The sequence below is a fragment of the Amycolatopsis sp. NPDC048633 genome, assembly GCF_040650695.1.
Classification (GTDB): domain Bacteria; phylum Actinomycetota; class Actinomycetes; order Mycobacteriales; family Pseudonocardiaceae; genus Amycolatopsis.
Genome location: NZ_JBEZHS010000019.1, coordinates 106,249 through 118,673, shown reverse-complemented (window position 1 = coordinate 118,673; position 12,425 = coordinate 106,249). Strand labels below are relative to the sequence as shown.

Sequence of the window (12,425 nt, the reverse complement as noted above, 5' to 3'; positions counted from 1 at the left end):
GTACCGGCCCCGCAGGCCGTGACCGTGAGCAGCAGCAGGCCCGTCCCCAGCAGTTTCACCGTCGTGCGCATACCTGCCAGACGGAGCAGGACCCCGTCCGGTTGCATCACCGCCCGTCAAAGCCGGCCGACGGCGACGAACACGCACACGGCCAGGATCAGCCCGTTGATCCCGACGTTGCGCCACTCCGCCGTCTTGTGCTGCACGACCGCCAGCCGGCTGTGCATCGCCATCGCGCCCACCATCACCACCGCGAGGCCCATCGCCGCCCAGCCGGTGAGCACCGGCGCGACGCCCAGCAACACCGGCAGGATCAGCCCCACCACGGCGAACAACTCGCAGATCGCGGTGAACCGCACCACCGGCAGCGGGTACGCCGCCGCGCCCGTCTGGCCGGTTTCGAGCATCCGCTGCCGCGACATCGTCGACTTCAGCGCACCCGACAGGGCGAAGATCGCGGCCAGCAGAACCTGTCCGACCCACAAAGCGATGTTCATGACTTTCCTCCCGTTCGGTTGGTGCGGGAGGAACGAGGAGGGCCCGGGGAACGTGACGCCTCAGGCGCGGCCGAGGCGGGTCATGAAGCTGAGCCGGTCGCCCCGGTACAGCGAGCGCACCCGCTCGAACGGCGCGCCGTCCGGGCCCCACGAGATGCGGTGCATGAGCAGCATCGGCAGCGCCGGGTTGGTCCCGATCAGCAGGGCTTCGCGCGGGGTCGCCAGCACCGTCTCGACGCGCTCCTCGGCGCCGTCGAACACCACGCCGAGCTGCTCGCTCAGGCACGCGTAGAGCGACTGCCCGGGGTCGAACACCTCCATCAGCGTCGGGAACCGCTCGGCCAGGAGATATGTCGACTCCAGCCCGACGCGCTCCTCGTCGGCGAGCAGCACCCGCTCGAGGTGGATCACCTCGGCGTCCGAGGTGACCTGCAGGTCGGCGGCCAGCGCGCTGCCGGCCAGGCGCCGCTCCAGCGTGATCACCGTGCGGCCCGGCCGGATGCCCTGGCGCCGCAGTCCTTCGGTGTAGCTCACCAGGGCCAGCGGCTGCACCAGCTTCGGGCCGGCGACGAACGTGCCGCTCCCCTGCCGCCGGCTGAGCCTGCCCTCGAGCACCAGCTCGCCGACCGCCTGCCGTACGGTCGCCCTCGACACCTCGAAACGCTCGCACAGTTCCCGTTCCGTGGGCAGCACCGATCCTTCGCCGAGTTCCGCGATCACCGCCAGCAGTTCGACCTTGACCGCGTAGTAACGCGGGACACGGCCGTGCTCGGGAATCCCGTCGAGGACGGGACCGTCGGCGGACAGGCGGTAATGGCGCGAAGGGGCAGGCACGGAATCGACCCTATTCGCTTCCCGGTGCGCCGTGGTTCGCTGTGGCGCGTAACACGGTTGGCACACGGAGGATCACCCGGATGCGCCCGACACCGCTGGCCCGCCGTCTCGGCCTCGCCGACGCCGTTTTTTTGGGCCTGGGCTCGATGATCGGCGCCGGCGTGTTCGCCGCGTTCGCCCCGGCGGCGCGGGCCGCGGGCGCCGGGCTGCTGCTCGCTCTGGTCCTCGCGGCCGTAGTGGCGTACTGCAATGCGACGTCTTCCGCGCGATTGGCGGCGATTCATCCGCAATCCGGCGGAACCTACGTTTACGGCCGGGAAAGGCTCGGTGAATTCTGGGGCTACCTGGCCGGGTGGGGATTCATCACCGGGAAGACGGCAAGCTGCGCCGCGATGACGCTGACCGTCGTCGCCTACGCCGCGCCCGGTCTCGGGCAGCCGTGGCGGAGCGTGTCCGCCGTCGCGGTCGTCGCCGCGCTCACCGCCGTCAATTACTTCGGCGTGCACCGGTCCGCGCTCGCGACCCGGGTGATCGTGGTGTGCACCCTGCTCGTGCTCACCGCCGCGGCGGTGACGATGGCCACCGGGCCGGCCGCCGGCGGGCCGCTCGTCGCGTGGCCCGGCGCGGGCGGCGTCCTCGAGGCGGCCGGGCTGCTCTTCTTCGCCTTCGCCGGGTACGCGCGGCTCGCGACGCTCGGCGAAGAGGTCCGCGACCCCGCCCGGACCATCCCCCGCGCCATCCCGCTGGCCCTCGGCCTGACCCTCGTCGTCTACGCCGCGCTGGCAGCGCTGCTGCTCGTCCGGCTCGGCCCGGCCGCGCTCGCCGCGAGCCCCGACCCGATCGCCGCCGCCGTCCCGGCGTGGCTCGCCCCGGTCGTGCGCGTGGGCGCGGCGCTGGCGGCGCTCGGCTCGCTGCTCGCGCTCATCCTCGGCGTCTCGCGCACGACGCTGGCGATGAGCCGCGACGGCCACCTCCCCCGGTTCCTCGCCGCCGTGCACCCGCGCCACGACGTGCCGCACCGGGCCGAGCTCGGCGTCGGGCTGGTGGTCGCCGTGCTCGCCGCGTCGATCGACCTGCGCGACGCGATCGGCTTCTCGTCCTTCGCGGTCCTGACGTACTACGCGATCGCCAACGCCGCCGCGCTCTCGCTGCGTGGGAAATCGCGGGCCGTCCTGGGCCTGGCCGGGTGCGTGGTGCTGGCGTTCAGCCTGCCGCTGCCTTCGGTGCTGGCGGGCTGCGGCGCATTGTTGCTGGGCGGTTCGGCCTACGGCCTTCGTCGGATCCGCCGGTGAGAAATCACCCAACCGCCCGAAACATCCGAAGAAAGTTGGTTGTCCCGGTATGTGAGCACCTGGTGTAGTCATGGGGCCGCTGACGGCAACGGCTTCCACTGTGGACACTGGAAGGACTGATCCCCTTGGTTCCCAAGCGCTGGTTCACCCTGCTCAGAAACGTCACCACCGCCGTGGCCGCGGTCGCCGCGGCCGCGTCGTTCGCCACCCCGGCGATCGCGGCCCAGCCGCCCTCCACCGACGTCGTCGGCGGGACCCGGGCCGCCCAGGGCGAGTTCCCGTTCATGGTCCGGCTGTCGATGGGCTGCGGCGGTGCGCTCTACACCAACCAGATCGTCCTGACCGCCGCCCACTGCGTCAGCCGGACCGGGGCCAACACCTCGATCACGGCGACCGTCGGCGTGGTCGACCTGAACAGCACGAGCGCCAAGAAGATCAAGTCGACCTACGTCTACCAGTCGCCCACCTACGGCACCTCGACCGGCGGTGACTGGGCGCTGATCAAGCTCGCGAGCCCGGTCACCGGCCTCTCGACGCTGCCGATCGCGACGACGTCGACCTACAACACCGGCACGTTCACCGTGGCCGGCTGGGGCGCGGCCCGCGAAGGCGGCGCGCAGCAGCGGTACCTGCTGAAGGCGACCGTCCCGTTCGTGGCCGACAGCACCTGCCAGGCCCAGGGCGGCAGCTACCCCGACCTGATCCCGAGCGCCGAGATCTGCGCCGGCAACCTGAGCGCCGGTGGCGTCGACACCTGCCAGGGCGACTCCGGTGGCCCGATGTTCCGCCGGGACAACAGCAACGCCTGGATCCAGGTCGGCATCGTCTCCTGGGGTGACGGCTGCGCCCGGCCGCACGCCCCCGGCGTCTACACCGAGGTGAGCACGTTCGCGTCGAAGATCGCCGCGGCCGCCGCTTCGCTGTAACACCAGCACTCCGAAGGGGGCCCGCCGCGGCGGGCCCCCTTCAGCGCGTCTTGTCCAAACGCGACAGTGCGTCTTCATAGCCGGAGACGAGCTCGGCGACGACCTCCGCGACCGGGCGGACCGCGTTCATCCGGCCGACGATCTGGCCGACCGGCATCGACACCACGCTCGGGTCGTTCGCCGCGTGGATCCGGTTGTGGGCGTGGGAAACCAGCAGGTTCTGCAGCGGCATCGGCAGCGGCTCGGGCGCGTCCGCCGCGGCCCACGCCTCGGTCCAGCGGGTCTTCAGCAGCCGCGCCGGCTTGCCGGTGTAGATCCGCGTCCGGACGGTGTCCGACGACGTCGCGCCGACCAGCGCTTGCTGCATCGCCACGGACTCGCCCATGGTCTGCAGGTACTCCTCGGTGGCGAGCCACATCGAACCCATCCAGACGCCGGCCGCGCCGAGCGCGAGCGCCGCGGCCACCTGGCGGCCCGAGCCGATCCCGCCGGCGGCGAGCACCGGCACGTCGACGGCGTCGACGATCTCCGGCACCAGCACCATGGACGCGATCTCGCCGGTGTGCCCGCCGGCTTCGTAGCCCTGCGCGACCACGAAGTCGACGCCGTTCTCGACGTGCCGGACCGCGTGCTCGGCCTTCCCGGCCAGCGCCGCCACCGGCACCCCGCGATCGTGGCACTGGCCGATGACGTCCGCCGGCGGCGAGCCGAGTGCGTTGGCGATCAGCTTGATCGGGTGGTTGAGCGCGACCTCGACGTGCGACCGGGCCACCGAGTGCAGCCAGCCGAGCACGCCCGCGCGTTCATCCGTGTCGTCCGGCAGCGGCGGCACCGAAAGGTCTCGCAGCACCTTGTCGACGAACGCGCGGTGACCTTCCGGGATGTGCTTGGACAGGTCGAGCTGGGTGCCCTCGGCCGGGATCTTCGCCGGCATGACGATGTCGACGCCGTAGGGCTTGCCGCCGGTGTTCTCGTCCATCCAGGTGAGCACCCGGTCGAGCTCGGCGGCGTCGTTGAACCGGACGCAGCCGAGCACGCCGAGCCCGCCGGCGCGGCTGAGTGCCGCGGCGACGTGCTCCGAGGGCGTGAACCCGATGATCGGCAGGTCGATGCCGAGCCGGTCGCACAGGGATGTCCGCACTGGTCGTGTCCTCCTAGACGGGCTGGGCCGCGGCCGGGTCGTGCTCGGCCGCGTAGCGCTGGGCCCACGGGTAGTCCGGCTTGCCGCTGGGCGAGCGGCCGATCTCGACGGCCAGCCAGACCGTGCGCGGCACCTTGTACCCGGCGATCTCGCCCCGGACGTGCTGCTCGATCCCGGCCAGGTCGGCTTCGGCGCCCTCGCGGAGCTGGACGACCGCGGCGACGCGCTGGCCGGTCCGCTCGTCCGGGATCCCGATGACGAGCGCGTCGAAGACGTCCGGGTGCGACTTGAGCGCGCCCTCGACCTCTTCCGGGTAGACCTTCTCGCCGCCGGTGTTGACGCACTGGGAGCCGCGGCCGAGCAGGGTGACCGTGCCGTCCTCCTCGTAGCGGGCGTAGTCGCCCGGCACGACGTACCGGACGCCGTCGAGGTCGACGAAGATCTTCTTGCTCTTCTCGGGATCGCCGTAGTAGCCGAGCGGGACGTGCCCGCGGCGGCCGATCAGCCCGACCGCGCCGGGCTTCTTCTCGACGAGGCCGCCGTCGTCGTCGAGCAGGATGGCGTCCTTGCCGAAGTTCACCCGGGGGCCGGCGCTGTGGTCGGATCCCTTGGCCACCATGCCGATCCCGGTGAAGCCGCTTTCCGACGCGCCGATCGCGTCGGTGATCACGGCGTTCGGCACGAGCTCGACGAACTCCTGCTTCACCGACTGCGAGAACAGCGCGGCGTGGCTCGACACGGCGACGAGCGACGAAGCGTCGTAGTCGCCTTCGCGGAAGGCCTCGATGAGCGGGCGGGCCATCGCGTCGCCGACGATCGTGAGGACCTGGACCTTGTGCTCCTGGACGGCCTTCCAGATCTCGTGCGCGTCGAAGCGGGGCACGAACACCACCGGGCTGCCGGTGAACAGGGCGCCGAACGCGGCCCACTGCGCGGCGCCGTGGATCAGCGGCGCGGCGGGCAGCCGCGTCAGGCTCCCGGCCTTGCCCTGCTCGGCGAGCGTCCACTCGTCCGGGACGTACTCGCCGGTGACGAAGTTGATCCCGCCGCCGAGCGCGCGCCAGATGTCCTCGTGGCGCCAGAGCACGCCCTTCGGGTAGCCGGTGGTGCCGCCGGTGTAGAGGATGTAGAGGTCGTCGTTGCTGCGCTCGCCGAAGTCCCGCTCGGGCGACTGCGCCTCGAGCGCGGCCTCGTACTCGACGCCGCCATAGCTCCCGAAGTCGCCGTCGCTGCCGTCGTCGATCACGACAACGTGTTTCAGTTTCGGCGCCTCGGGCAGCGCCGAGGCGACCTTGTCGGCATACCCTCTCTCGTGCACGAGTGCGACGAGATCGGCATCGTTGAAGAGGTACACGAGCTCGCCGTGCACGTAGCGGTAGTTGACGTTGACGGCGATCGCGCGCAGCTTGTACGCCGCGATCATCGCCTCCAAGGCCTCGATCGAGTTGCGGGAGTAGACCCCGATGTGGGATCCGCGTCCCACGCCGTGCGCGGCGAGGTGGTGGGCGAGCCGGTTGGCCCGCGCCTCCAGTTCGGCGAAGGTGACCTGCCGGTCGCCGCACACGACCGCGACGCGCTCCGGCACGGCGTCGACGGCGTGCTCCAGAAGATCCGCGATGTTGAGTGCCACGCCCTCAAAGTAGAACATGTTATCGTTCTGGGCAATGGCACTGCTCCTTCAGGAGGTTTCCGTGGGTGAACCGCACGCGCTGGTCTCACAGGACGGGGCGACCCTCATCGTCACGATGAACCGGCCCGAGGCGCGCAACGCGATCACCGGCGAGATGATGTCGATCATGGTCGGCGCCTGGGACCGGGTGGACTCCGACGACACGATCCGCAGCTGCGTCCTGACCGGCGCGGGCGGCGCGTTCTGCGCGGGTGCGGACCTGAAGTCGATGTCCCGCAACTCGCCGTCGAAGGCGTTCGACGAAGGCAAGTTCGACCCCGCACACATCCCCGGCCTGCTCAAGGGCCGCCGCCTGACCAAGCCGCTGATCGCGGCGGTCGAGGGCCCGGCCATCGCGGGCGGGACGGAGATCTTGCAGGGGACGGACATCCGGGTGGCGGGCACGTCGGCCCGCTTCGGGGTTTCGGAGGCGCGGTGGGGCCTGTTCCCGATGGGCGGGTCGGCGGTGCGGTTGCCGCGGCAGATCCCGTACACGGTGGCAGCGGACATCCTGCTGACCGGCCGGCACCTGACGGCCGACGAGGCCCTGGCGATCGGCTTGATCGGTCACGTGGTGCCGGACGGCCAGGCGCTCACCCGGGCCCTGGAGCTGGCTTCGCTGGTGAACGCCAACGGTCCGCTGGCCGTGCGGGCGATCCTGCGGACCATCCGCGACACCGAGGGACTCCACGAGGAGGAGGCCTTCAAGCTGGACTCGCAGTACGGGATCGAGGTCTTCGCTTCGGAGGATGCCAAGGAAGGGCCGAAGGCCTTCTCGGAGAAGCGGAAGCCGGAGTTCCGCGGCCGCTGACCCTCACCCGCGGACCGGCTCGTCCCAGTCGATGTGGTGGTCGTAGATCCACCGGCTCGGGTCGGCGCCGGTGCGGGCCATGCGTTTCATGGCCAGGCTCATCACGACGTCGCGCGGCACCCGGGCCAGCGGGCCGAGCGCCTTCCAGCCGCCGGTGCGGTTGCCCTGCTCGACGACGCGTTCCACCCGTGCGCGCCGCAGCCCTTCGTAGGCCATGAACGCGGACTCGACACTCGAGCTGTCCCGCAGGCACCGGGCCAGCACGACCGTGTCCTCGATGGCCATCGCCGCGCCCTGCCCGATCGACGGGGCGGTGGCGTGCGCGGCGTCCCCGATGACGATCATCCGGTCGCGGTGCCAGCGCGGCACGGCGGGGACGTCGTAGGTGTTCCACCCCGAGAAGATCTCCCCGGTCGCCGCGATGATGTCCACGGCGGGCCCGCGGTCCCGCCGGAACAGCTCGATCAGGCGGGACCGCCATTCGTCCTGGGTGATCGCGGCCAGCTCGGCCGGCGTGGGTTCGGTGGCGCTCGCCGGGTTCGCCACCCACCAGACTTCGCCGTTCGGGTGCGCGGTGTGGGCGAAGAAGCAGCGGCGGCCGAAGATCGCGTGCATCATGCCCGGTTCACCGGCCGCGACGCCGCGCGCGTAGCCACCGGTGTTGAGCAGCCCGGTGTACCGCGCGCCCGGCGCACCGGGGGCGATGATCTCGCGCGTGCGCGAGCGGAGGCCGTCCGCGCCGATCAGCAGGTCGCCTTCGGCCGTGGTGCCGTCGGCGAACCGGGCCCGCACGCCGTCGCCGGTGCTTTCCGCGGCCACGAGCCGCTTGCCGTACTCGAAGGGCACGCCGCACCGGACGGCCTGCTCGCGGAGGGCGCGGTAGAGGTCGGCCCGCTTGACCGTCCGGCTCACCGTGCCGTCCGCCAGGGCCGCGCCGTAGGGCAGCTCGCCGAGCTTCCGGCCGGAGCCGCTGGTGATCGTGATCCGCGGGGTGTCGAAGCCGAGTTCGCCGAGGTCGACGTCGACCGCCCGCAGGGCGTCCAGGGCGTTCACCGCGAGCGTCAGGTAGACGCCCGCGGTGTCCGCCGTCCGGTCGTACGCCTCGTAGACGACCGCCGGGATCGCGGCCTTGTGCAGGGCGATCGCGCTCGACGCCCCCGCGATCCCGCCCCCGATGACCAACGCTGTGTATGCCATAAACAGCAGTTTATGGCATACACTCATCGGGAAGGCAAGAGCTCGAGTGGATGCGGGGACGATGAACGACAAGCTGCCGGCCGGGCTGGAGCTGCTCTGGGGACGCGGCGACGAGCCGGAACCCAAGCCGGGGCTGAGCGTGCCGGCCATCGTGCGCACCGCCGTCGAGCTGGCCGACACCGAGGGCCTCGGCGCGGTGTCGATGGCCCGGATCGCCGAGCGGCTGGGCTTCACCACGATGTCGCTCTACCGGCACGTGAAGAGCAAGAACGACGTGCTGCTGCTGATGCTGGACTCGGTCGCGGCGGTGCCCGCCGAGCTCGACGAACCCGGCGACGACTGGCGGCTCGGCCTGCAGCGCTGGTGCCGGGCGCAGTGGGTGATGCTGCGCGCGCACTCCTGGGTCGTGCACCTGCCCGTCACCGGGCCGCCGGTGACGCCCAACCAGCTGACGTGGACCGATCGCGCCCTGCGCGCGTTGCGGGGAACCGGGCTCACCGAACAGGACAAGGCCGGTGTGGTCCTGCTGGTCGCCAACTACCTGCTCAGCACGGCCCGGCTGAGCACCGATCTCGGGCCGGCCGCGTCGGGCGAGTCGGTCGCCGCCTACAGCGCCCTGCTCGGCGGCCTCGCCGACGCCCAGCGGTTCCCCGCCCTGCGCACGGCGATCGACGCGGGCGCGTTCGACTACCCGGCCGACACCCCCGAGGCGGACCGGCAGCTCGGATACACGTTCGGCCTGGACCGGATCCTGGACGGCGTGGAGGTGCTCGTCCGGCAGCGCGCCGCGGGCCAGGGCACGTAGCCCGATCTAGAACGCGTTCCACAGGCAGGAGGCCGCCAGGCACTGAATCTTGCCGCCAGAACGAGAACGTGTTTCACTCATGGACGTGACCGAGACACCACTGGCGGCACCCCTCAACGTCGGCTTCGACTACACGCGCTCCACCGGGCCCGTCCTCGGCCGGTTCGTGAACGCGCTGCGGGAGCGCCGCATCGAAGGCATCCGGGGCAGTGACGGCCGCGTGCACGTTCCGCCGGTCGAGTACGACCCCGTCACCGCCGACCAGCTCAGCGAGTTCGTCCCGGTGGCCGAAGAGGGCACCGTCGTCTCCTGGTCCTGGTGCCCGGAGCCGCTCGACGGGCAGCCGCTGAGCCGGCCCTTCGCCTGGGCCCTGGTCAAGCTCGACGGCGCCGACACCGCCCTGCTCCACGCCGTGGACGCCGGCGCCCCCGAGAACATCCACAGTGGACAGCGGGTGCGCGTCCGCTGGGCCGACGACGTCGTCGGGCACATCCGGGACATCGCCTACTTCCTGCCCGTGGACGCCGAGGACACCACGCCGACCGAGCCCGCTCCCCCGGTCGCCGACCGTGCGGAAGGCGCGCCGGTCAGCGTGATCATCACGCCCGTGCACCTGAAGTACCAGCACTCGGCCTCCCCCGAGGAGAGCCGCTACCTGCGCGGGCTCGCCGAGGGCAAGCTGATCGGGCAGCGCTGCCCCGCGTGCCAAAAGGTCTACATCCCGCCGCGCGGCGCCTGCCCGACCGACGGCGTGCCGACCACCGAAGAGGTCGAACTGCCCGACACCGGCATCGTCACGACGTTCTGCATCGTCAACGTCCCGTTCCTCGGCCAGCGGCTCAAGCCGCCGTACGTCGCCGCGTACATCCTGCTCGACGGCGCCGACATCGCGTTCCTCCACCTCGTCCTCGGCTGCGACGCACAGGACGTCAAGATGGGCATGCGCGTGCGCGCAGCCTGGAAACCCCGCGACGAGTGGTGGACGTCGCTGGAGAACATCGACCACTTCGAGCCGACCGGTGAGCCGGACGCGGCCTACGAAACCTTCGCCCACCACCTGTGAGGTCCTGATGCCAGACGTCGCGATCGCGGGCTTCGCGAAGGCCCCCAACGTCCGCGAGACCGCGGGCACCACCAACGGCGTGGAGATGCTCGTCCCGATCTTCGCCGAGGTCTTCGAAAAGACCGGCCTGTCCAAACAGGACATCGGCTTCTGGTGCTCCGGCTCGTCGGACTACCTGGCCGGGCGCGCCTTCTCGTTCATCGCCGCCGTCGACGCGATCGGCGCGTTCCCGCCGATCCACGAGTCGCACGTCGAGATGGACGCCGCGTGGGCGCTCTACGAAGCCTGGCTGAAGATCCGAATGGGCGAGGTCGAGACCGCGCTCGTCTACGGCTTCGGCAAGTCCAGCGCCGGGCAGCTGCGCCGGGTGCTCGCCCTGCAGCTCGACCCGTACGTCGTCACTCCCCTGTGGCCGGACTCGGTCTCGATCGCCGGGATCCAGGCGCGGCTGGGCCTGGAAGCCGGCCTCTGGTCCGAAAAGGACCTCGCCGAAGTCGCCGCCCGCGGCACGGACCAGGACGTCAGCGAACTGCTCGACACGCCCTACTTCGCCGATCCGTTGCGCCGGCACGACATCGCGCCGATCACCGACGGCGCCGCCGTGATCGTCCTGTCCACTGTGGAACGCGCGAGGGACATCGTCGACCACCCGGCCGTGATCCAGGGGATCGAGCACCGCGTCGATTCCCCCGTCCTCGGCGCCCGCGACCTCACCCGCAGCCCGTCCACCGAGTCGGCGGCGCAGGCCCTGGACCTCGACGGCGCCGACCTCGCCGAGCTGCACGCGCCGTTCACGCACCAGGAGCTGATCCTGCGGACGGCGCTGAAGCTCGACGACGGCGTCCGGATCAACCCCTCCGGCGGGGCGCTGGCCGCGAACCCGATGTTCTCCGCCGGCCTCGCCCGCATCGGCGAAGCCGCGACCCGGATCCACAACGGCGAATCCCGCAAGGCCGTGGCGCACGCGACGAGCGGCCCGGTCCTGCAACAGAACCTGGTGACCGTGCTGGAGGCCCGATGACCAAGCAGCTCACCGCCGTGCTCGGCACCGGCCAGACGCACCACCGCGCCAAGCGCACGGACGTCTCGATGCCGGGCCTGCTGCGCGAAGCGATCGACCGAGCGATGGCCGATGCCCAAGTGGACTGGGCCGACATCGACGCCGTCGTGCTCGGCAAGGCGCCGGACCTGTTCGAGGGCGTGATGATGCCCGAGCTCTTCCTCGCCGACTCCCTGGGCGCGACCGGGAAACCGTTGCTGCGCGTGCACACCGCGGGTTCGGTCGGCGGGTCGACGGCGCTGGTCGCGGCCTCGCTCATCCAGTCCGGCGTGCACCGCCGGGTGCTGACCGTGGCGTACGAGAAGCAGTCCGAGTCGAACGCGATGTGGGGCCTGTCGATCCTGCCGCCGTTCCAGATGCCGGTCGGCGCCGGCGCGGGCGGCTACTTCGCGCCGCACGTCCGGTCCTACATCCGCCGCTCCGGCGCGCCCGAGCACATCGGAGCGATCGTCGCGGCCAAGGACCGGCGCAACGGCGCCCTGAACCCCTACGCGCACTTGCAGCAGGCCGACATCACGGTCGAGTCGGTGCAGGCGTCGCAGATGCTGTGGGACCCGATCCGCTACGACGAGACGTGCCCGTCGTCCGACGGCGCGTGCGCGATGGTGCTCGGCGACGAGGCCGCCGGGGACGCCGTCGAAGGCGGGGCCGCGTGGATCCACGCGACGGCGATGCGGACCGAGCCGACGACGTTCGCCGGCCGCGACCAGGTCAACCCGCAAGCCGGCCGCGACGCCGCCGCCGCGCTGTGGGCCGAGGCCGGGATCAAGGACCCGATGTCCGAAGTGGACGTCGCCGAGATCTACGTGCCGTTCTCGTGGTTCGAGCCGATGTGGCTGGAGAACCTGGGGTTCGCGCCCGAAGGCGAAGGCTGGAAGGTCACCGAGGCCGGCGAGACGGCGCTCGGCGGGCAGCTGCCGGTGAACCCGTCGGGCGGGGTGCTCTCGTCGAACCCGATCGGCGCGTCCGGCATGCTTCGCTTCTCCGAAGCCGCGAAGCAGGTCATGGGCCGGGCCGGGGACTACCAGGTGGACGGCGCCCGCATCGCGGTCGGGCACGCCTACGGCGGCGGGTCGCAGTACTTCTCGATGTGGGTCGTCGGCGCCGGCAAGCCACGTTGATACGCTCGA

Annotated in this window: 12 protein-coding genes; 7 read left to right on the top strand and 5 right to left on the bottom strand. The window is 71.4% G+C overall.

The window, feature by feature from the left end:
- Positions 1–116: 116 nt before the first annotated feature.
- Entirely contained in the window at positions 117–497 is a 381-nt protein-coding gene (locus AB0C38_RS29595) for a DoxX family protein (RefSeq protein ID WP_360679414.1), read from the bottom strand.
- A gap of 60 nt (positions 498–557) precedes the next feature.
- Complete coding sequence (locus tag AB0C38_RS29590) at positions 558–1,331, bottom strand: GntR family transcriptional regulator (protein WP_360679411.1); 774 nt, start codon at positions 1,329–1,331, stop codon at positions 558–560.
- Between the two features lie 80 nt (positions 1,332–1,411).
- On the opposite strand from AB0C38_RS29590, the gene AB0C38_RS29585 reads away from it, so the two are divergent.
- Together AB0C38_RS29585 and AB0C38_RS29580 are read left to right on the top strand one after the other, a co-directional pair.
- Positions 1,412–2,623, top strand: a complete 1,212-nt coding sequence (locus AB0C38_RS29585; RefSeq protein ID WP_360679408.1) for an amino acid permease — start codon at positions 1,412–1,414, stop codon at positions 2,621–2,623.
- 125 nt (positions 2,624–2,748) lie between these two features.
- On the top strand, positions 2,749–3,549 hold the full coding sequence (locus AB0C38_RS29580) for a serine protease (RefSeq protein WP_360679405.1): 801 nt from the start codon (positions 2,749–2,751) through the stop codon (positions 3,547–3,549).
- A 40-nt stretch (positions 3,550–3,589) separates the two neighbouring features.
- On the opposite strand, the gene AB0C38_RS29575 is transcribed toward AB0C38_RS29580, so the two are convergent.
- Both AB0C38_RS29575 and AB0C38_RS29570 read right to left on the bottom strand, forming a co-directional pair.
- Positions 3,590–4,690, bottom strand: coding sequence for a nitronate monooxygenase family protein (locus tag AB0C38_RS29575; RefSeq protein ID WP_360679402.1), 1,101 nt, complete (start codon positions 4,688–4,690; stop codon positions 3,590–3,592).
- A 13-nt stretch (positions 4,691–4,703) separates the two neighbouring features.
- Positions 4,704–6,320, bottom strand: a complete 1,617-nt coding sequence (locus AB0C38_RS29570) for an acyl-CoA synthetase (RefSeq protein WP_360679399.1) — start codon at positions 6,318–6,320, stop codon at positions 4,704–4,706.
- A 61-nt stretch (positions 6,321–6,381) separates the two neighbouring features.
- Between AB0C38_RS29570 and AB0C38_RS29565 the strand changes: the two genes are divergently transcribed.
- Positions 6,382–7,170 (top strand): crotonase/enoyl-CoA hydratase family protein, encoded by a 789-nt coding sequence (locus AB0C38_RS29565; RefSeq protein ID WP_360679396.1) that lies wholly within the window; start codon positions 6,382–6,384, stop codon positions 7,168–7,170.
- Between the two features lie 3 nt (positions 7,171–7,173).
- Here the strand turns inward: AB0C38_RS29565 and AB0C38_RS29560 are convergent, their stop codons facing one another.
- The gene (locus AB0C38_RS29560) at positions 7,174–8,367 is read right to left on the bottom strand and encodes an FAD-dependent monooxygenase (protein WP_360679393.1); all 1,194 of its coding nucleotides are present in this window, start codon (positions 8,365–8,367) and stop codon (positions 7,174–7,176) included.
- Between the two features lie 61 nt (positions 8,368–8,428).
- Here AB0C38_RS29560 and AB0C38_RS29555 point away from each other — a divergent pair, with 61 nt between their 5' ends.
- The 4 genes from AB0C38_RS29555 (at position 8,429) to AB0C38_RS29540 (ending at position 12,416) form a co-directional block, all read left to right on the top strand.
- Positions 8,429–9,172 (top strand): TetR/AcrR family transcriptional regulator, encoded by a 744-nt coding sequence (locus AB0C38_RS29555; protein WP_360679390.1) that lies wholly within the window; start codon positions 8,429–8,431, stop codon positions 9,170–9,172.
- Positions 9,173–9,251: 79 nt separating this feature from the next.
- Positions 9,252–10,235, top strand: coding sequence for an OB-fold domain-containing protein (locus tag AB0C38_RS29550; RefSeq protein WP_360679387.1), 984 nt, complete (start codon positions 9,252–9,254; stop codon positions 10,233–10,235).
- A 7-nt stretch (positions 10,236–10,242) separates the two neighbouring features.
- Complete coding sequence (locus AB0C38_RS29545; protein WP_360679384.1) at positions 10,243–11,256, top strand: thiolase domain-containing protein; 1,014 nt, start codon at positions 10,243–10,245, stop codon at positions 11,254–11,256.
- A complete protein-coding gene (locus AB0C38_RS29540; protein ID WP_360679381.1) occupies positions 11,253–12,416 on the top strand; it encodes a thiolase domain-containing protein in 1,164 nt (387 codons plus the stop codon). The genes AB0C38_RS29545 and AB0C38_RS29540 overlap by 4 nt, the downstream gene beginning before the upstream one ends.
- Positions 12,417–12,425 lie beyond the last annotated feature (9 nt).

Coding starts and splice junctions, on each gene's coding strand:
- AB0C38_RS29550 (WP_360679387.1), top strand. CDS start 9,252: ATGGACGTGACCGAGACACCACTGGCGGCACCCCTCAACGTCGGCTTC.
- AB0C38_RS29595 (WP_360679414.1), bottom strand. CDS start 497: ATGAACATCGCTTTGTGGGTCGGACAGGTTCTGCTGGCCGCGATCTTC.
- AB0C38_RS29585 (WP_360679408.1), top strand. CDS start 1,412: ATGCGCCCGACACCGCTGGCCCGCCGTCTCGGCCTCGCCGACGCCGTT.
- AB0C38_RS29540 (WP_360679381.1), top strand. CDS start 11,253: ATGACCAAGCAGCTCACCGCCGTGCTCGGCACCGGCCAGACGCACCAC.
- AB0C38_RS29555 (WP_360679390.1), top strand. CDS start 8,429: ATGAACGACAAGCTGCCGGCCGGGCTGGAGCTGCTCTGGGGACGCGGC.
- AB0C38_RS29545 (WP_360679384.1), top strand. CDS start 10,243: ATGCCAGACGTCGCGATCGCGGGCTTCGCGAAGGCCCCCAACGTCCGC.
- AB0C38_RS29560 (WP_360679393.1), bottom strand. CDS start 8,367: ATGGCATACACAGCGTTGGTCATCGGGGGCGGGATCGCGGGGGCGTCG.